The organism is Pseudomonas peradeniyensis, from assembly GCF_014268935.2.
Classification (GTDB): Bacteria; Pseudomonadota; Gammaproteobacteria; order Pseudomonadales; family Pseudomonadaceae; genus Aquipseudomonas; species Aquipseudomonas peradeniyensis.
Genome location: NZ_JABWRJ020000001.1, coordinates 205539 through 224515, shown reverse-complemented (window position 1 = coordinate 224515; position 18977 = coordinate 205539). Strand labels below are relative to the sequence as shown.

Sequence of the window (18977 nt, the reverse complement as noted above, 5' to 3'; positions counted from 1 at the left end):
CGCTATGCTTAAGACATGCCCCACAGCAAAAGGATTGCCGTCCATGTCATCCCCCTTCCTGTCCCTGTTCGTGCCGGTGTTCCTGTTCCTGATGCTGCTGACCATCGGCTTCAGCCTGCGCGAGCGCAATGTCGGCGTGCTGATGATGTGGATCGGCACCCTCGGCATCTTCGGCCTCACCTGCTGGAAGATCCTCGAGAAACTGCCGTCGTAAACCACTACACTCGGGCAAACGTTTGACCTGAGGTAGAGTTTCCGGTGCCAGCCCTCCTGCGTTGCATCACGCTGCTGTTCCTGCTGTTCGTCACCCCGGTGCACGCCGCCGGCCTGCCGGGCCTGCTCGGCTCCAGCACGCCCGCCCAGCCCGAAGCCAGCGAACCGCTGGGCAAGTCGCTGGACGAGGTGATCAAGAACCTGGAGAACGACCAGCAACGGGCCAAGCTGCTGGCCGACCTGAAAAAGCTGCGCGACGCCAGCAAACAATCGCAACCGACCGTCGAACAGGGTGTGCTCGGCCTGATCGGCGGCGCCCTGCATGACTTCGAGCAGCAGTTCAGCGGCGATGCCAGTCCGTTCAAGCGCTGGTCGCTGGAAATCGACCAGGCACAGGACGAGCTGGCCGCGCTGGTGGTGCCGGTGCACCAGTGGCCGGCGATCCTGTTCGGCTTCGCCGGGGTGATCCTGGTCTGGAGCCTGCTGGCCTACGCCTTCAACTGGATCGGCCACCGCGTGCGCCTGCGCTTCGGCCTGACCGAGGAACTGCCCCAGCACCCACGCACCTGGGACCTGGTGCGCTTCGCCCTGCGCAAGCTGGGGCCGTGGCTGGTGGCACTGGTGTTCACCGTGTACCTGAGCTTCGCCCTGCCCTCCTCGCTGGGCAAGTCGATGGCCATGGTGCTGGCCTACGCGCTGGTGGTCGGCACGCTGTTTTCGGCGATCTGCGTGATCGCCTTCTCGCTGCTCGACGGCCCGCACCGCCACCGCGCCCTGTACATCCTGCGCCACCAGGCATTTCGTCCGCTGTGGCTGATCGGCAGCTTCGCCGCGTTCGGCGAGGCGATGAGCGACCCGCGCCTGACCACCGCCCTGGGCAGCCACCTGGCCCATGCCCTGGCCACCCTGGCCAATGTCGTCGCCGCGCTGTGCACCGGGCTGTTCATCCTGCGCTTTCGCCGGCCGATCGCCCACCTGATTCGCAACCAGCCCCTGTCTCGGCGCCTGACCCGGCGCACCCTGAGCGACACCATCGAGCTGCTAGGCAGCTTCTGGTACGTCCCGGCGCTGATCCTGGTGGCGATCTCGCTGTTCGCCACCTTCGTCTCCGCCGGCGACACCAGCACCGCCCTGCGCCAGTCGCTGATGTGCACGGTACTGGTGGTGGTGTGCATGGTGCTCAACGGCCTGGTGCGGCGCCACGCCGCCAAGCCCAGGCGCGCCAACAAGCGCCAGGCGGTCTACACCGAGCGCCTGCGCAACTTCGGCTACGTGCTGGTGCACCTGTTCATCTGGCTGGTGTTCATCGAACTGGGCCTGCGCGTCTGGGGCCGCTCGATGATCAGCTTCGCCGAAGGCGACGGCCATGAAGTCAGCCTGCGCCTGCTGGGCCTGGCCGGCACGCTGATCGTCGCCTGGCTGGTGTGGATCCTCGCCGACACCGCCGTGCACCATGCCCTGGTGCGCTCGCGCCGCGGCCTGGCCAACGCCCGGGCGCAGACCATGATGCCCTTGATCCGCAACGTGATGTTCGTGGTGATCTTCATCATCGCGGTGATCGTCGCCCTGGCCAACATGGGCATGAACGTCACCCCGCTGCTGGCCGGTGCCGGCGTCATCGGCCTGGCCATCGGTTTCGGCGCCCAGTCGCTGGTGGCCGACCTGATCACCGGGCTGTTCATCATCATCGAGGACTCGCTGGCGATCGACGACTACGTCGACGTCGGCGGCCACCTGGGCACGGTCGAGGGCCTGACCATCCGCACCGTGCGCCTGCGAGACATCGACGGTATCGTGCATACCATCCCGTTCAGCGAGATCAAGAGCATCAAGAACTACTCGCGGGAGTTCGGCTATGCGATCTTCCGCGTGGCGATTCCCCACAGCATGAACATCGACCAGGCCATCACGCTGATCCGCGAAGTCGGCCAGAAGCTGCGCAACGACCCGCTGATGCGTCGCAACATCTGGTCGCCGCTGGAGCTTCAGGGGGTGGAGAGTTTCGAGTCGGGCTCAGCGATCTTGCGGGCGCGGTTCAAGACCGCGCCGATCAAGCAGTGGGAGGTGTCGCGGGCGTTCAACCTGGCGCTGAAAAGGCAGCTGGACGAGGCGGGGCTGGACCTGGCGACGCCAAGGTTGTCGGTGCAGGTGGTGACGGCTGGCGGAGGGGCAATGGCTCAGAGCAACGTTTCCAGCTAGATCGCATCGCGACTTGCCCCGCGATGTTCACCCTACCCAGCCTCGGCGCGGATGCGGATCGCATCGTGCCGCCAATATTCCAGGTCACAGTCGATCAGATGCCCATGCTGGTCGCTGTTGACCCGGGTGATGTGCAAGCCCGGGCTCCCCGCCGAAACCTTCAGCGCCCCCGCCGCGGCCACCGGCAACGCAGTCGGCAGGATCTCGAAGCACACCTGCCCATAGTGAATGGCGTATTCCCGCGCATAGATCTCGGTCAGCGACCGGGCCAGGTCCAGTTCGAGGATCCCCGGGAAGTAGCGCGGGTTGAGATAGTGCTCGGCGTACAGCACCGCTCGCCCATCGATGCGACGCAGACGACAGATCCGCACCACGCTGGACAACGCCGGCAGGCGCAGGCGCGCGCAGATCGCCGCCGAGGCCGGCTGCAGGCGCGCCGACAGCAACTCGGTGCTCGGCACCCGCCCCTGATCGCGCACCATCGCATGGAAGTGGCTGCGCTCGATCAGGTCGTAGGTCAGCCGCTCGGGCGCGACGAACCAGCCTCGGCGCTCCTCGCGGTAGATCAGGCCCTGGGCCTCCAGCTGCACCAACGCCTCGCGCAGGGTGATGCGCGTGGTGTCGAACACTTCGCTGAGCCTGCGCTCGGCCGGCAACTTGCCGCCGGGGGCCAACAGGCCGTGTTCGATCTGCTCCTGCAGGGCATGGCAGATGGCTGTTACCGCGCGCGGTGGCGTCGCTTGCATCAAAGGTTACCTATCTGGACTAGTCCAGCCCCATAACAGGGCATGTGGCGATGGCTACAAGCCTAGGCAAGGCTGATGAACATCCTGTGACAAAGCCTCGCCCGGGGACTTGCCAGATCCGGGCCAGGCCACGCGATTCAAGGCTTTCGATGTGGTCTACGCTGTATTCCCAGAGCCATCGGCCTGCCACCCGCGCCCTCTCCTTACATCAAACTGTCACGCAACAGGCCTACCTTGGCTCAAGGTTTGCTGACCTAGACCAAGGGTTCGCAAGCACCGCTTCTGTTCATAACAACGAATGCAAGGCACCCACCAAAGGAGCTTCGGATGAAAAAGTTGTTCATGGCGTCACTGCTCGGTTCGGCCATCGCTTTTTGCACCTCGGCCATGGCCCAGGACCTCAAGGCCCTTGAAGACGCCGCCCGCAAGGAAGGCACCGTCAACAGCGTGGGCATGCCCGATGCCTGGGCCAACTGGAAAGGCACCTGGGAAGACCTGGCCAAGAAGTACGGCCTCAAGCACAGCGACACCGACATGAGCTCGGCCCAGGAGATCGCCAAGTTCGACGCCGAGAAGGACAACGCCAGCGCCGACATCGGCGACGTCGGCGCCGCCTTCGGCCCGATCGCGGCCGCCAAGGGCGTCACCCAGGCCTACAAGCCAAGCACCTGGGACCAGGTGCCGGCGTGGGCCAAGGACCAGGACGGCCACTGGGCTCTGGCCTACACCGGCACCATCGCCTTCATCATCAACAAGGACCTGGTCAAGGAAGGCGAACGCCCCAGTACCTGGCACGACCTGGAAAAGGGCAAGTACAAGGTCGCCATCGGTGACGTCGGCACCGCCGCCCAGGCCGCCAATGGCGTGCTCGCCGCCGCCATCGCCTACAAGGGCGACGAAAGCAACATCGAGCCGGGCCTGCAGCTGTTCACCAAGCTGGCCCAGCAGAAGCGCCTGTCGCTGGCCAACCCGACCATCCAGACCCTCGAGAAGGGTGAGGTGGAAGTCGGCGTGGTGTGGGATTTCAACGGCCTGAGCTACCGCGACCAGATCGACCCGAAACGCTTCGAGGTGCTGATTCCGTCGGACGGCTCGATCACTTCCGGCTATACCACCATCATCAACAAGTACGCCAAGCACCCGAACGCGGCCAAGCTTGCCCGTGAGTACATCTTCAGCGATGCCGGACAGACCAACCTGGCCATCGGCCACGCCCGTCCGATCCGCGCCGAGCACCTGAAGCTGCCGGCGGATGTGCAGGCCAAGCTGCTGCCCAACGAGCAGTACAAGGCCGCCCAGCCGATCAAGAACGCCGAAGCCTGGGAAGCGACCTCCAAGGCCCTGCCGCAGAAGTGGCAGGAGCAGGTGATCATCGAGATGGAGTAAGGCCTGGCAGCTCTTCTGCCTTGACCGACCCTTTCGCCGGCAAGCCGGCTCCTACAGGGGATACGCCGAACCTGTAGGAGCCGGCTTGCCGGCGAAGGCCCCCACCGCGGAATTTTCCCGGAGCAATCATGCAACACAACGTCATCCTGGTCCTGCTCGACGGCCTCAACCACCAGGTCGCGCACCATGCCATGGGCCATCTGCACGCCTACGTCGAGGCCGATCGCGCCGCGCTGTACCGGTTGGAATGCGAACTGCCGTCGCTGTCGCGACCGCTGTACGAATGCATCCTCACCGGCGTGCCACCAATCGACAGCGGCATCGTGCATAACAACGTCAACCGCCTGTCCAACCAGCGCAGCGTGTTCCACTACGCCCGCGAGGCCGGCCTGGGCACCGCGGCGGCGGCCTATCACTGGATGAGCGAGCTGTACAACCGCTCGCCCTTCGACCCGCTGCGCGACCGCCACACCCATGCGCCGAAGCTGCCGATCCAGCACGGCCTGTTCTACTACGCCGACCACTACCCCGACTCGCACCTGCTGGCCGACGCCGAATACCTGCGCCGCCGCCATGCGCCGAACTTTCTGCTGGTGCACCCGATGAACATCGACGACGCCGGGCACCGCCATGGCCTGGACAGCAGCCAGTACCGCAACGCCGCGCGCAGCGCCGATATCCTGCTGGCCGACTACCTGCCGCGCTGGCTCGAGGAGGGCTATCAGGTGCTGGTCACCGCCGACCACGGCATGAACAACGACCGCTCGCACAACGGCTTGCTCGCCGAGGAGCGCGAAGTGCCGCTGTTCGTGTTCGGCGAGGCGTTCAGCCTCGACCCCGCGGCCAAGCCGTTGCAGACCGAGCTGTGCGGCACGATCTGCGAGCTGCTCGGCGCCGCCCACGACAAACCGGTCTGCCGGGAGCTGCTCAAGTGAATGCAAGCCATCGCGGCCGCTACCTGGCCCTGCTCTGCCTGCTGCCGTTCGCCGTGTTCTTCATCATCTTCCAGGTCGCGCCGCTGGCCTGGGTCGCCCTCAACAGCCTGCAGAGCGAAAGCGGCTGGGGCCTGGCCAACTTCAGCAAGATCTTCGCCTCGAAGTTCTACCTGCAGGCGTTGCAACGCAGCCTGGAGATCAGCTTCTGGTCGAGCCTGTTCGGCATCGTCATCGCCACCCTGGGCGCCTATTCGCTGCGCCGGGTCGACTCGAAGCTGCGCGACTTCGTCAGCGCCTTCGCCAACATGACCAGCAACTTCGCCGGCGTGCCCCTGGCGTTCGCCTTCATCATCCTGCTCGGCTTCAATGGCGCGCTCACCCTGCTGCTCAAGCAGATGGGCCTGCTCGGTGACTTCAGCATCTACTCCAAGACCGGTCTGATCCTGGTGTACACCTACTTCCAGATCCCCCTGGGCGTGCTGCTGCTCTACCCGGCCTTCGACGCCCTGCGCGAGGACTGGCGCGAATCGGCGGCCTTGCTCGGCGCCAGCCACTGGCAGTTCTGGCGGCACATCGGCCTGCCGGTGCTCACCCCGGCGCTGCTCGGCACCTTCGTCATCCTGCTGGCCAACGCCCTGGGCGCCTACGCCACCGTCTACGCCCTGACCACCGGCAACTTCAACGTGCTGCCGATCCGCATCGCGGGCCTTGTGGCCGGCGACATCAGCCTCGACCCGAACCTGGCCAGTGCCCTGGCGATGGTGTTGGTGGGTCTGATGACCGTGGTCACGGTGGTCCATCAATGGCTGCTCAAGAGGAGCTACCATGCGCGCTGAAAACAACGCCGGCGGGCTCTACCACCGCGCGGTGGTGTACCTGCTGTTCCTCATCCTGCTGCTGCCGCTGGCCGGCACCCTGCTCTACTCGCTGGCCACCAGCTGGTCAGCGACCCTGCTGCCCAGCGGGCTGACCTTCAAGTGGTACGTCGCGCTGTGGAGCGAGCCGCGCTTTCTCGCCGCCTTCGGCCAGTCGCTGCTGGTGTGCGTCGGCGCGCTGCTGCTGTCGGTACTGCTGATCCTGCCGTTGCTGTTCGTGGTCCACTACCACTTCCCCAAGCTCGACGCGCTGATGAACATCCTCATCCTGCTGCCGTTCGCCGTGCCGCCGGTGGTGTCGTCGGTGGGCCTGCTGCAGCTGTACGGCAGCGGGCCGATGGCCATGGTCGGCACGCCGTGGATCCTGATCGGCTGCTACTTCACCATCGCCCTGCCGTTCATGTACCGGGCCATCACCAACAACCTGCAGGCCATCAACCTGCGCGACCTGATGGACGCCGCCCAGCTGCTCGGCGCCAGCACCTGGCAGGCGGCGTTCCTGGTGGTGCTGCCCAACCTGCGCAAGGGCCTGATGGTGGCGCTGCTGCTGTCGTTCTCGTTCCTGTTCGGCGAGTTCGTGTTCGCCAACCTGCTGGTGGGCACCCGCTACGAGACCCTGCAGGTGTACCTGAACAACATGCGCAACAGCAGCGGCCACTTCAACAGCGCGCTGGTCATCTCCTACTTCGCCTTCGTGCTGGTGCTGACCTGGGTCGCCAACCGCCTGAACAAGGACAAGACCTGACATGAGCTTCGTCAGCGTACAGAAACTGCAAAAGAGCTACGCCGGCAGCCCGGTGTTCGAGAACATCGACTGCCAGATCGAGCGCGGCGAGTTCGTCACCCTGCTCGGCCCTTCCGGCTGCGGCAAGTCCACCCTGCTGCGCTGCATCGCCGGGCTGACCCCGGTGGACAGCGGGCGGATCCTCCTCGACGGCCAGGACATCGTGCCAGTGAGCCCGCAGAAGCGCGGCATCGGCATGGTGTTCCAGAGCTACGCGCTGTTCCCCAACATGACCGTGGAACAGAACGTCGCCTTCGGCCTGCGCATGCAGAAGGTCAAGGCCGACGAAAGCCAGGCGCGGGTGCGCGAAGTACTCGACCTGGTCGAGTTGGGCAGCTTCGCCGGGCGCTACCCGCACCAGCTGTCCGGCGGCCAGTGCCAGCGCGTGGCCCTGGCCCGCTCGCTGGTCACCCGCCCACGCCTGTTGCTGCTCGACGAGCCGCTGTCGGCGCTGGATGCGCGCATCCGCAAGCACCTGCGCGAGCAGATCCGTGCCATCCAGCGCGAGCTGGGGCTGACCACCATCTTCGTCACCCACGACCAGGAAGAGGCGCTGACCATGTCGGACCGCATCGTCCTGATGAACCAGGGCCGCATCGTCCAGAGCGGCGATGCCGAGACCCTCTACACCGCGCCCGTGGACCTGTTCGCCGCAGGCTTCATCGGCAACTACAACCTGCTCGACGCCGACAGCGCCAGCCGCCTGCTGCAACGCCCGGTCAACGGTCGCCTGGCGATCCGCCCGGAGTCCATCACCCTGGGCCTGAACGGCGAACTCGACGGCGAGATCCGCACCCACAGCCTGCTGGGCAACGTCATCCGCTACCGGGTGCGGGTGCGCGACGTCGAGTTGGTGGTCGACGTGCTCAACCGCTGCGCGGCCGACCTGCACGCGGACGGGCAGCGGGTATCCTTGTCGATCGACCCCACGGCGCTACGGGAAGTGGCCTAAGGAGAAGCAACGCATGGCACTGGCAATCTTCGATCTGGACGAAACCCTGATCCACGGCGACTGCGCGTCGCTGTGGAGCGAGCAGATGGCCCGGCTGGGCTGGGTGGACGGCAAGGCTTTCCTCAAGCGCGATCATGAGCTGATGGAAGCCTACGGCAAGGGCCACCTGGCGATGGAGGACTACATGGCCTTCAGCCTGGAGCCCCTGGCCGGGCGCACCCTGGAAGAAGTGGAGCACCTGGTAGAGCCCTGGGTCGAGGAGGTGATCGAGCCGATCATCTACGGCGACGCCTGCCGCTGCATCGCCGAGCACCGCAAGCGCGGTGACCGGATCCTGATCATTTCGGCCAGCGGCACTCACCTGGTCGGACCGATCGCGGCGCGCCTGGGCGTGGACGAGTACCTGGCCATCGAGCTGGAGGCGGTCAACGGCGTGTTCACCGGCAAGACCCACGGCGTGCTCACCTACCGCGAAGGCAAGATCACCCGCCTGCTGGAGTGGCTGGACCAGGAGCAGGAGAACCTGGAGGGGGCGAGTTTCTACTCGGATTCGCGCAACGACCTGCCGCTGCTGCTGAAGGTCGATCACCCGCACGTGGTGAACCCGGACCCGGTGCTGCGCGAGCATGCGCAGACCAATGGCTGGCCGATTCTGAGCTGGTCTTGACGCAGGTGTGCGGATGTACCGACCAGCCATTGAGTATGGCCGGTACAAGCACCATTGATCCGTCACGCTTGCCTCACCCATCACAAATGTGCAGTATAGTGCGCACTGTGAGGACGGCCTCACGACGCTGTGCGTGAACATACCGGGGACGGCCCCATCATTGAATCGATGGAGACTTACCATGTCCTGGATCATCCTGTTCTTCGCCGGCCTGTTCGAAGTCGGCTGGGCTGTCGGCCTCAAGTACACCGACGGCTTCACCCGCCCCATGCCCACCATCCTCACCGTCGGCGCCATGGTCATCAGCCTCGGCCTGCTGGGCCTGGCCATGAAGGAACTGCCGCTGGGAACCGCCTATGCCATCTGGACCGGTGTCGGTGCGGTCGGCACGGTGATCGCCGGGATCATCCTGTTTGGCGAATCCATGGCGCTGATCCGCCTGGCCAGTGTCGCCCTGATCATCACCGGCCTGGTCGGCCTGAAGGTCAGCGCCAGCTGACCTCCCTGCGTTTCCCTTAGCGAACGTCGCCGCGCAGCAGGCTCACCTGCTCGCGCAGCACTTCGGGCTGCGCCGCCTCCACCGGGATGGCGGCACCGGCCACCAGGGTCACCCGCGACCACAGGCGCTTGAAGAAGCCCTTGTTCGGGTCGCGACTGAAGAAACTGCCCCACAGCCCCTGCAACGCCAGCGGAATTACCGGCACCGGCGTCTCCTGCAGGATGCGGTTCACCCCGCCCTTGAACACATCGATCTCACCGTCCGAACTCAGTTTGCCTTCGGGGAAGATGCACACCAGCTCGCCGTCGGCCAGGTACTGGGCGATACGGGCGAAGGCACGCTCGTAGGTGGCCTCGTCCTCGCCGCGCCCGGCGATGGGAATGGCGCCGGCGGTGCGGAACACGAAGTTGAGCACCGGCAGGTTGTAGATCTTGTAGTACATGACGAAACGGATCGGCCGGCGGATCGCCCCACCGATCAGCAGCGCATCGACGAACGACACATGGTTGCACACCAGCAGCGCCGCGCCTTCATCGGGAATACGCTGCAGCTCGCGGTGCTCGACCCGGTACATCGAGTGGCTGAGCAGCCAGATCAGGAAGCGCATGGTGAATTCCGGCACGATGCGGAAGATGTAGGCGTTGACCGCGATATTGAGCAGCGATACCACCAGGAACAGCTGCGGGATGCTCAGCTTGGCCACGCTCAACAGGGCGATGGTGATGATCGCCGACACCACCATGAACAGCGCGTTGAGGATGTTGTTGGCGGCGATCACCCGGGCCCGCTGGTCTTCCGGGGTGCGCGCCTGGATCAGCGCGTACAGCGGCACGATGTAGAAACCGCCGAAAATGCCCAGACCAATGATCGACAGCATGATCCACCAGGCCTGGCTCATGCCCAGCAACGCCAGCCAGTCATGGGGCACGGCACCGACCGGCACATCCCCCGAATGCCACCACCACAGCAAACCGAACAGGGTCAGGCCGAACGAACCGAACGGCACCAGGCCGATCTCCACCTTGCGCCCGCTCAGGCGTTCGCACAGCAGCGAACCGACGGCGATGCCCACCGAGAACAGGGTCAGCACCAGGGTCACCACGGTCTCGTCACCGTGCAGCCAGTCCTTGGCGTAGGCCGGGATCTGCGTGAGGTAGATGGCGCCGACGAACCAGAACCACGAGTTGCCGACGATCGAACGCGACACCGCCGGGGTCTGGCCCAGGCCCAGGCGCAGGGTCAGCCAGGACTGCTTGAAGATGTTCCAGTCCAGCTTCATCTGCGGCGCGGCAGCGGCGGCACGGGGGATCCAGCGGCTGGCCAGGTAGCCCAGCACCGCGGTGGCCACCACCCCGGCGGCGGCCAGTACCGCGTACTGGCTGGAGGACATCAGCATCCCGGCGCCGATGGTCCCGGCCAGGATCGCCAGGAAGGTACCCATCTCCACCAGGCCGTTGCCGCCCACCAGTTCCTCCTCACGCAGGGCCTGGGGCAGGATCGAGTACTTCACCGGACCGAACAGCGCCGAGTGGGTGCCCATGGCGAACAGCGCCACCAGCATCAACTCCAGGTGATGGGTGACGAAACCGGTCGCGCCGATGGCCATGATGACGATCTCAGCCAGCTTGATCGCGCGGATCAGCCGATCCTTGGCAAACTTCTCGCCGAACTGCCCCGCCAGCGCCGAGAACAGGAAGAACGGCAGGATGAACAGCAAGGCGCAGAGGTTGACCCAGATCGAGCGGTCGCCTTCCAGGCTCAGCTTGTAGAGGATCGCCAGGATCAGCGACTGCTTGAACAGGTTGTCGTTGAAGGCGCCCAGCGACTGGGTGATGAAGAACGGCAGGAAACGCCGCTTGCCGAGCAGGGTGAATTGCGAGGGGTGACTCATCGTCCTTGTACCTGGTTGGGCTTTGTCATTGGAGGCACGTACAGCGTGATAAGCCACAAATCTGCACGGGAATGTCCACAGGCACAAGGAACTTGTGAGGGCGGGCTTTGTGGGAGCGGGCCTTGCCCCGCGATGGGGGCTAAGCCAGACATCAAGCCATCATCGCGGGGCAAGCCCGCTCCCACAACGCCTTCACAAAGGACAACAAACTCAGTGCTGCGCGATACACGGCGATACGAACAGCTCGCCGCGCCAGGCACCCTGCAAGGTACGGCTGGCCACCACCGCCCAGAGCAAGGCCAGCGCCACCACCAGTACCAGGCCAAACACGCTGAAGAAACCGAGTCCCAACCAGGCCGCCAGCTTCAGGGTGGCCAGGCAGTACACCCCCAGCGGGAAGGTGAACCCCCACCAGCCCAGGTTGAACGGCATGCCCTGGCGCATGTAGCGCAAGGTGATCAGCACCGCCGTCAGCAGCCACCACAAGCCGGCGCCCCAGAGCACGATACCGGCCACCAGCCCCAGCCCACGGGCCACCTCGCCGAGGCCACCCAGGCCATTGGCGGCGAATACCGCCGGAGCATCGCCACCGAGCACCAGCATGCCCAGCGCGCCGGTACCGATCGGGCCCAGCGCCAGCCAGCTGGAGGCAGCCATGTTCGCTGGCGGCAGTTTATGCAGGGCCATGCGCAGCATGAGGATGGTGAGGATGCTGAACGCCACCGGCAACGACACCGCCCACATCACATAGCTGGTGATCACCACCAGGAACTGCCGGTGCGCATCCACCAGGTGCGGTGCCAGCAACCCGCCACTGGCGGCGGCGACTTCCGCCGCCACCACCGGCAGCAGCCACACCGCGGTCATCTGGTCGATGCTGTGCTCCTGGCGGGTGAACATCAGGTAGGGAATGGCCACGCCGCACAGCAGCGCCAGGCCCACGTCCAGCCACCAGAGCATTTCCACCCACGGCACCACCGACTCGCCCCAGCGCGCCAGGCCGAATACCAGGGCGCCGTTGAGGATGGTGGCCAGGCCCATGGGGATGGTGCCAAAGAACATCGACACGGTGGAGTGGGCGAAGATCCGCCGCGCCTCATCGAAGAACATCACCCAGCGGGCGCCATACAGGACGCAGAACAGGGTGAACAGGCCAATGGTCAGCCACCACAGGCCCTCGGCAAGCGTGTCCAGCAGTGGCACCTGCACCTGGTGCAACGCCAGGGCCAGTACGCCGGTGCCCATGGTCGCGGCGAACCAGTTGGGGGTGAACTGGCGAATCACTTCACGGGGATGGGCCAGATGGCTCAACGGGCGCCACGAGGGGGCGCGGGTCTGGGTGCATGGCATGGGATGTCTCCTGGCCTTGTGTAAGGTGGATTTATCTTATGCCCTCGAAGAATATCTATATAACGGGTAATTTCTCTATCTGTTATCTGTTTTACAGATATAGCTAAACGTACAGGCTCTGGAATATGCTTGGCGCGGTTTTCCTGATGACAATAATGACAAGGACCTGTCGATGCTCACCGCCCTCAAGCGCTACCCCAACCCGGTACGCCTGCTCCTGCTCACCACCTTCACCCTGACCATGGCCCGGGCGATCACCCTGCCCTACCTGGTGGTGTACCTGGCCGACAATTTCCAGCTCTCGGTCGGCCGTATCGGCCTGGTGATCGGCGGCGCGCTGATCGTCGCCTCGCTGCTGAGCCTGTACGGTGGGCACCTGGTCGACACCGTGCGCAACCATACCCTGGTGATCGCCAGCCTGCTGGTGTTCGCCCTGGCCTTCGTCGGCGCCATCGCCAGTCGCTCGGCCGCCCTGTTCTTCTTCTGCCTGGTGGTGATCAACCTGGCCCTGGCGCTGGTCGACATCGCCGCCAAGGCCGCCTTCTGCGCCCTGTTGCCGGTGGAGCAGCGTGCCGAGGTGTTCGCCATCAAGTACACCCTGAGCAACATCGCCTACGCCGTGGGGCCGATGCTCGGCGTGGCCCTGATCGAGGTGGACGGCCACCTGCCCTTCGTGGTCTCGGCGCTGATCGGCCTCGCCATGTGCCTGGCCTACCAGCGCCTGGGCGTTCGCGACCTGCAGCCCCAGGACCGGCCACAGCCCGGTGCCGGCTTTGCCCAGGTGGCGCTGGGCCTTCTGCGCGACCGGCGGCTGGTGTGCTTTACCCTGGGCGGCGTGCTCAGCGCGGTAGTGTTCGGCCAGTTCACCGCCTACCTGTCGCAGTACCTGGTGGTGACCCGCAACCCCGCCGAAGCGGCGCGACTGGTCGGCTACCTGGTCACCACCAACGCGGTGACGGTGATCGCCTTGCAGTACCTGATCGGCAAGCGCATCGACCGGCGCCGGCTGATGCCCTGGCTGATGGCCGGCATGGGCCTGTTCGTCGCCGGGCTGCTGGGCTTTTCCCTGGCCGGCACGGCGCTGGCCTGGTGCCTGGCGATGCTGGTGTTCACCCTGGGCGAGATCATCGTGATTCCCGCCGAGTACATGTTCATCGACCTGATCGCCCCGGAGCACCTGCGCGGTATCTACTACGGCGCACAGAACCTGGGCAATCTGGGCGCGGCACTGGGGCCGGTGCTGGTGGGCGCCGCCCTGGGGCACCTGGTGCCGGTGGCGGTGTTCTATCTGCTGATCGGGTCGGTGATACTGGCAGGTGTGTTCTACTGGCTGGGGACGCGCCGACCCGAGTGATGCCATCGCGGGGCCCTGCGACGTCCTGCCACTGCGACCATGGTCGGCGCTGACGAACCGCGCCCTGCGTGCCAGACTGATTGATCGGGACCGCGTTTCTATTTTTGCTCCGGAGTTTGCATGTCGTTGTCCAGCGGGCTGATCGCCGTGGTCGCCCTGGCCTACATGGCCATCATGTTCGCCATCGCCTTCTATGGCGACCGCCGCAGCACGCCGTTGCCGCCGCGCCTGCGCGCCTGGGTGTACAGCCTGTCGCTGGCGGTGTACTGCACCAGCTGGACCTTCTTCGGCGCGGTCGGCCAGGCCGCCGAGCAGCTCTGGGCGTTCCTGCCCATCTACCTGGGCCCGGTGCTGCTGCTGATCTTCGCGCCCTGGGTGCTGCAGAAGATGGTGCTGATCAGCAAGCAGCAGAACATCACCTCGATCGCCGACTTCATCGCCGCCCGCTACGGCAAGTCGCAGACCCTGGCGGTGGTGGTGGCGCTGATCTGCCTGGTCGGCGTGCTGCCGTACATCGCCCTGCAGCTCAAGGGCATCGTGCTGGGGGTGAACCTGTTGATCGGCGCCAACGCCGATGCCACCGGCAGCCGGGTGCAGGACACCGCGCTAGTGGTGTCGCTGGTGCTGGCGCTGTTCGCCATCGTCTTCGGCACGCGCAGCCTGGACGTCACCGAGCACCACCGCGGCATGGTCCTGGCGATCGCCTTCGAGTCGCTGGTCAAGCTGCTGGCCTTCCTCGCCGTGGGTGCCTTCGTGGTGTTCAACCTGTACGACGGCTTTGATGACCTGTTCACCCAGGCCCAGCAGTCGGTGCACCTGAGCGACTACTGGGAAGAGACCATCAACTGGCCGTCGATGGTGGTGCAGACCGCCGTGGCGATGATGGCGATCATCTGCTTGCCGCGGCAGTTCCACGTCACCGTGGTGGAGAACATCGAGCCCCAGGACATGCGCCTGGCGCGCTGGGTGTTCCCACTGTACCTGGCCCTGGCCGCGCTGTTCGTGGTGCCCATCGCCCTGGCCGGGCAGATGCTGCTGCCGGGCACGGTGATCTCCGACTCGTTCGTGATCAGCCTGCCGCTGGCGGAGGCTCACCCCAGCCTGGCCCTGCTGGCGTTCATCGGCGGCGCCTCGGCGGCCACCGGCATGGTCATCGTCGAGGCCGTGGCGCTGTCGACCATGGTCTCCAACGACATGCTGCTGCCCTGGCTGCTGCGGCGCAACAACGCCGAGCGACCATTTGAGGTGTTCCGCCACTGGATGCTCTCGGTGCGCCGGGTGACCATCGTCGTCATCCTGCTGCTGGCCTACGTCAGCTACCGCCTGCTCGGCTCCACCGCGAGCCTGGCGACCATCGGCCAGATCGCCTTCGCCGCGGTAACCCAGCTGACCCCGGCGATGCTCGGCGCGCTGTACTGGAAGCAGGCCAACCGCCGCGGCGTGTTCGCCGGCCTGGCCGCCGGCATCTTCCTGTGGTTCTACACCCTGGTGCTGCCGATCGCCGCCCACAGCCTGGGCTGGTCGCTGCAGTTGTTCCCGGGGCTGGCCTGGCTGCACGGCAACCCGCTCAACCTGCCGATCACCCCGCTCACCCAGGGCGTGGTGCTGTCGCTGGCGGGCAACTTCACCCTGTTCGCCTGGGTCTCGATCCTGTCCCGCACACGGGTTTCCGAGCACTGGCAGGCCGGGCGCTTCATCGGCCAGCAGACCAGCGCCCGTCCCTCCAGCAAACCCCTGCTGGCGGTGCAGATCGACGACCTGCTCAAGCTGGCCGCGCGCTTCGTCGGCGAGGAGCGCGCCCGGCAAAGCTTCATCCGCTTCGCCTACCGCCAGGGCAAGGGCTTCAACCCCAACCAGAACGCCGATGGCGACTGGATCGAGCACACCGAACGGCTGCTGGCCGGCGTGCTCGGTACCTCCTCGACCCGCGCCGTGGTCAAGGCCGCCATCGAAGGCCGCGACATGCAGCTCGAGGACGTGGTGCGTATCGCCGACGAAGCCAGCGAGGTGCTGCAGTTCAACCGCGCGCTGCTGCAGGGCGCCATCGAGAACATCAACCAGGGTATCAGCGTGGTCGACCAGAACCTGCGCCTGGTGGCCTGGAACCGCCGCTACCTGGAGCTGTTCAACTACCCCGACGGACTGATCAGCGTCGGCCGGCCGATTGCCGACATCATCCGCTACAACGCCGAGCGCGGCCTGTGCGGCCCGGGCGAGGCCCAGGTGCATGTGGCGCGGCGCCTGCACTGGATGCGCCAGGGCCGCGCCCACTCCTCCGAACGGCTGTTCCCCAATGGCCGGGTGATCGAGCTGATCGGCAACCCGATGCCTGGCGGCGGCTTCGTCATGAGCTTCACCGACATCACCCCGTTCCGCGAAGCCGAGCAGGCCCTGCGCGATTCCAACGAGGGCCTGGAGCAGCGCGTCGCCGAGCGCACCCACGAGCTGTCGCAGCTCAACCAGGCGCTGACCGAGGCCAAGAGCCGCGCCGAGGCGGTCAGCCAGTCCAAGACCCGCTTCCTCGCCGCCGTCAGCCACGACCTGATGCAGCCGCTCAACGCCGCCCGGCTGTTCTCCGCCGCCCTGTCGCAGCAGGCCGAGGCCATGAACGACGAGGCCCGGCAACTGGTGCAGCACATGGACAGCTCGCTGCGCTCGGCCGAGGAGCTGATCAGCGACCTGCTCGACATCTCGCGCCTGGAGAACGGCAAGGTCACCCCCGACATCAAGCCCTTCGCCCTCAACGAGCTGTTCGACACCCTCGGCGCCGAGTTCAAGGTGCTGGCCGCCGAGAAGGGCCTGGAGTTCCGCCTACGCGGCAGCCGCCTGCGGGTGGACAGCGACATGAAGCTGCTGCGCCGGGTGCTGCAGAACTTCCTCACCAACGCCCTGCGCTACGGCAAGAGCCCGCTGCTGCTGGGCGCACGGCGTCAAAGTGGACGCCTGTGGCTGGAGGTGTGGGACCGCGGCCCGGGCATCGCCGACGACAAGCTGCAGGTGATCTTCCAGGAGTTCAAGCGCCTGGACAGCCACCAGACCCGCGCCGAGAAGGGCCTGGGCCTGGGCCTGGCGATCGCCGACGGCCTGTGCCGGGTGCTCGGGCATCCGCTGGAGGTACGCTCCTGGCCGGGCAAGGGCAGCGTGTTCCGCGTCAGCGTGCCCATCGCCCACAGCCCCGCGCCCGCGACGCCCGCACCCGTCGAGCAGGCCGGGCAGCCACTGGCCGGCCTGCAGGTGCTGTGCGTGGACAACGAGGACAGCATCCTGATCGGCATGAACAGCCTGCTCAGCCGCTGGGGCTGCCAGGTGTGGACCGCGCGCAACCAGGCCGAATGCGAGGCCCTGCTCGGCAAGGGCCTGCGCCCGCACCTGGCGCTGGTGGACTACCACCTGGATGACGGCGAGACCGGCACCGGGCTGATGGGCTGGCTACGAACGCGCCTGGGCGAGCCAGTGCCCGGGGTGGTGATCAGCGCCGACGGACGCAACGAGACCATCGCCCTGGTGCATGCCGCGGGCCTCGACTACCTGGCCAAGCCGGTCAAGCCGGCGGCCCTGCGCGCCCTGCTCAATCGGCATCTGAGCCTGGTTCAGTAAGCGCCTCGTCGCTCAGGGCGCGCTCGATCAAATCGGCCGGCAGGCTCTTGCTGGCCCGGGCACCGAGCAGCTTGAGCTGCTCGCTGCGGCTGACCAGGTTGCCGCGCCCCTCGCACAGCTTGTTGCGCGCCGCGGCGTAGGCCTTGTCCACCTGGGCCAGGCGCGCGCCGAGCTCGTCCAGGTCCTGGATGAACAGCACGAACTTGTCGTACAGCCAGCCGGCGCGCTCGGCGATCTCCCGGGCGTTCTGCCCCTGGCGCTCCTGCTTCCACAGGCTGTCGATCACCCGCAGGGTGGCGAGCAAGGTGGTCGGGCTGACGATCACGATCTGCCGGTCGAAGGCCTCCTGGAACAGGTTGGGCTCGGCCTGCAGCGCCGCCGAGAAGGCCGCTTCGATGGGCACGAACAGCAGCACGAAGTCGAGGCTGTGGAGGCCTTCCAGGCGGTTGTAGTCCTTGCTCGACAACCCCTTGACGTGGTTGCGCAGTGACTGCACGTGCTGCTTGAGCGCGGCTTCGTCGTTGTTGCCGACGAACTGCTGGTAGGCCGTCAGGCTGACCTTGGCATCCACCACCACCTGCTTGTCGCCCGGCAGCATGATCAGCACGTCAGGCTGGAAGCGCTCGCCGTCAGCGCTGCGCAGGCTGACCTGGGTCTGGTACTCGCGCCCCTTCTCCAGGCCTGCGTGCTCCAGCACCCGCTCCAGGATCAGCTCGCCCCAGTTGCCCTGGGTCTTCTGGCCCTTGAGCGCCTGGGTGAGGTTGGTGGCCTCGTCGGACAGGCGCAGGTTGAGCTGCTGCAGGCGCTCGAGTTCCTTGCCCAGGGAGAAGCGCTCGCGGGCCTCCTGCTGGTAGCTTTCCTCGACGCGCTTCTCGAAAGCGTGGATACGCTCCTTGAGCGGGTCGAGCAATTGGCCCAGGTGCTGCTGGCTGGTCTGGGCGAAGCGTTGCTCGCGCTCGTCGAAGATCTTGGTGGCCATGTCGGCGAACTGCGCGCGCAGGGTGTCACGGGCTTCCTGCAAGTCCTCGAGGCGTTGCTGGTGGCTCTCCTGCTGTTCACGCAGCTCGGCCTCCAGGCGTGCGGTCTGGGCCTCGAGGCGGCGCAGCTCGGCCTCGCGGTTGGCGCGCTCCAGGTGCCAGGCATGGGCGGCGTCACGGGCGTTGTCGCGGTCGATCTGCAGCAGTTCCAATTCACGTCCCTGGGCGGCCAGCTGGGTCTGCTTGACGGTGTTGGCCTCGCTGAGGTCGCTGATCTCGTCGCGGCTGGCCTCCAACTGGGCCTGCAGGCCGGCCTGGGTCAGCTGGGCGGCATTCAGGCGTTCTTCGAGCAAGGCCTGCTCGGCCTTGCGCGCGCCCTGGCCGCGCTGCACCTGCATGACCCAGCCCAGGCAGGGCACGGCGCCCGCCACCAAGCCCAGCAGAATGCTGGTCAGATCCACTGTCATGCTTACCCCGATCGAACGTTGACGAATGCTGCGCAGCTTATCAGCCTGGTGGCAGGGTTGCCTGGTCGGTGCCCCCTGTAGGAGC

15 protein-coding genes are annotated in these 18977 nt (G+C 66.1%); 11 read left to right on the top strand and 4 right to left on the bottom strand.

Features of this window, described 5'->3' with window-relative positions; genetic code table 11:
• Positions 1-43 precede the first annotated feature (43 nt).
• Both HU751_RS00950 and HU751_RS00945 read left to right on the top strand, forming a co-directional pair.
• Positions 44-214 (top strand): hypothetical protein, encoded by a 171-nt coding sequence (locus HU751_RS00950; protein ID WP_167388396.1) that lies wholly within the window; start codon positions 44-46, stop codon positions 212-214.
• A 44-nt stretch (positions 215-258) separates the two neighbouring features.
• Positions 259-2412, top strand: coding sequence for a mechanosensitive ion channel domain-containing protein (locus HU751_RS00945; protein ID WP_186733773.1), 2154 nt, complete (start codon positions 259-261; stop codon positions 2410-2412).
• A gap of 32 nt (positions 2413-2444) precedes the next feature.
• Here HU751_RS00945 and HU751_RS00940 read toward each other — a convergent pair whose 3' ends face one another.
• Positions 2445-3158: a UTRA domain-containing protein gene (locus tag HU751_RS00940; RefSeq protein ID WP_186712772.1), complete on the bottom strand. Its 714-nt coding sequence runs from the start codon at positions 3156-3158 to the stop codon at positions 2445-2447.
• A gap of 327 nt (positions 3159-3485) precedes the next feature.
• On the opposite strand from HU751_RS00940, the gene HU751_RS00935 reads away from it, so the two are divergent.
• The 7 genes from HU751_RS00935 to sugE all read left to right on the top strand — a co-directional run bounded on the left by HU751_RS00935 (position 3486) and on the right by sugE (position 9256).
• Positions 3486-4544: an ABC transporter substrate-binding protein gene (locus tag HU751_RS00935; RefSeq protein ID WP_186733774.1), complete on the top strand. Its 1059-nt coding sequence runs from the start codon at positions 3486-3488 to the stop codon at positions 4542-4544.
• Between the two features lie 128 nt (positions 4545-4672).
• A complete protein-coding gene (locus HU751_RS00930) occupies positions 4673-5479 on the top strand; it encodes an alkaline phosphatase family protein (RefSeq protein WP_186712771.1) in 807 nt (268 codons plus the stop codon).
• Positions 5476-6315, top strand: coding sequence for an ABC transporter permease (locus HU751_RS00925; protein WP_011532723.1), 840 nt, complete (start codon positions 5476-5478; stop codon positions 6313-6315). Before HU751_RS00930 ends, HU751_RS00925 begins: the two co-directional genes overlap by 4 nt.
• The gene (locus tag HU751_RS00920; RefSeq protein WP_186733775.1) at positions 6305-7099 is read left to right on the top strand and encodes an ABC transporter permease; all 795 of its coding nucleotides are present in this window, start codon (positions 6305-6307) and stop codon (positions 7097-7099) included. Before HU751_RS00925 ends, HU751_RS00920 begins: the two co-directional genes overlap by 11 nt.
• A 1-nt stretch (position 7100) precedes the next feature.
• Positions 7101-8090, top strand: coding sequence for an ABC transporter ATP-binding protein (locus HU751_RS00915; RefSeq protein ID WP_186733776.1), 990 nt, complete (start codon positions 7101-7103; stop codon positions 8088-8090).
• Between the two features lie 13 nt (positions 8091-8103).
• Positions 8104-8757, top strand: a complete 654-nt coding sequence (locus HU751_RS00910) for an HAD family hydrolase (protein WP_186733777.1) — start codon at positions 8104-8106, stop codon at positions 8755-8757.
• Positions 8758-8938: 181 nt separating this feature from the next.
• Entirely contained in the window at positions 8939-9256 is a 318-nt protein-coding gene (sugE, locus tag HU751_RS00905; RefSeq protein WP_050704569.1) for a quaternary ammonium compound efflux SMR transporter SugE, read from the top strand.
• A 16-nt stretch (positions 9257-9272) separates the two neighbouring features.
• Here the strand turns inward: sugE and HU751_RS00900 are convergent, their stop codons facing one another.
• Together HU751_RS00900 and HU751_RS00895 are read right to left on the bottom strand one after the other, a co-directional pair.
• Complete coding sequence (locus tag HU751_RS00900; RefSeq protein WP_186733778.1) at positions 9273-11147, bottom strand: MFS transporter; 1875 nt, start codon at positions 11145-11147, stop codon at positions 9273-9275.
• Positions 11148-11357: 210 nt separating this feature from the next.
• Complete coding sequence (locus HU751_RS00895; RefSeq protein ID WP_186733779.1) at positions 11358-12497, bottom strand: TDT family transporter; 1140 nt, start codon at positions 12495-12497, stop codon at positions 11358-11360.
• Positions 12498-12669: 172 nt separating this feature from the next.
• Between HU751_RS00895 and HU751_RS00890 the strand changes: the two genes are divergently transcribed.
• A complete protein-coding gene (locus HU751_RS00890; RefSeq protein ID WP_186733780.1) occupies positions 12670-13851 on the top strand; it encodes an MFS transporter in 1182 nt (393 codons plus the stop codon).
• A 120-nt stretch (positions 13852-13971) separates the two neighbouring features.
• Positions 13972-17448, top strand: coding sequence for a hybrid sensor histidine kinase/response regulator (locus tag HU751_RS00885; RefSeq protein WP_186712765.1), 3477 nt, complete (start codon positions 13972-13974; stop codon positions 17446-17448).
• Here HU751_RS00885 and HU751_RS00880 read toward each other — a convergent pair.
• Complete coding sequence (locus HU751_RS00880) at positions 17420-18778, bottom strand: DNA recombination protein RmuC (protein WP_186733838.1); 1359 nt, start codon at positions 18776-18778, stop codon at positions 17420-17422. The genes HU751_RS00885 and HU751_RS00880 overlap by 29 nt on opposite strands.
• Positions 18779-18977 lie beyond the last annotated feature (199 nt).

Coding starts and splice junctions, on each gene's coding strand:
- sugE (WP_050704569.1), top strand. CDS start 8,939: ATGTCCTGGATCATCCTGTTCTTCGCCGGCCTGTTCGAAGTCGGCTGG.
- HU751_RS00950 (WP_167388396.1), top strand. CDS start 44: ATGTCATCCCCCTTCCTGTCCCTGTTCGTGCCGGTGTTCCTGTTCCTG.
- HU751_RS00900 (WP_186733778.1), bottom strand. CDS start 11,147: ATGAGTCACCCCTCGCAATTCACCCTGCTCGGCAAGCGGCGTTTCCTG.
- HU751_RS00885 (WP_186712765.1), top strand. CDS start 13,972: ATGTCGTTGTCCAGCGGGCTGATCGCCGTGGTCGCCCTGGCCTACATG.
- HU751_RS00940 (WP_186712772.1), bottom strand. CDS start 3,158: ATGCAAGCGACGCCACCGCGCGCGGTAACAGCCATCTGCCATGCCCTG.
- HU751_RS00930 (WP_186712771.1), top strand. CDS start 4,673: ATGCAACACAACGTCATCCTGGTCCTGCTCGACGGCCTCAACCACCAG.
- HU751_RS00890 (WP_186733780.1), top strand. CDS start 12,670: ATGCTCACCGCCCTCAAGCGCTACCCCAACCCGGTACGCCTGCTCCTG.
- HU751_RS00935 (WP_186733774.1), top strand. CDS start 3,486: ATGAAAAAGTTGTTCATGGCGTCACTGCTCGGTTCGGCCATCGCTTTT.
- HU751_RS00910 (WP_186733777.1), top strand. CDS start 8,104: ATGGCACTGGCAATCTTCGATCTGGACGAAACCCTGATCCACGGCGAC.
- HU751_RS00895 (WP_186733779.1), bottom strand. CDS start 12,497: ATGCCATGCACCCAGACCCGCGCCCCCTCGTGGCGCCCGTTGAGCCAT.
- HU751_RS00920 (WP_186733775.1), top strand. CDS start 6,305: ATGCGCGCTGAAAACAACGCCGGCGGGCTCTACCACCGCGCGGTGGTG.
- HU751_RS00915 (WP_186733776.1), top strand. CDS start 7,101: ATGAGCTTCGTCAGCGTACAGAAACTGCAAAAGAGCTACGCCGGCAGC.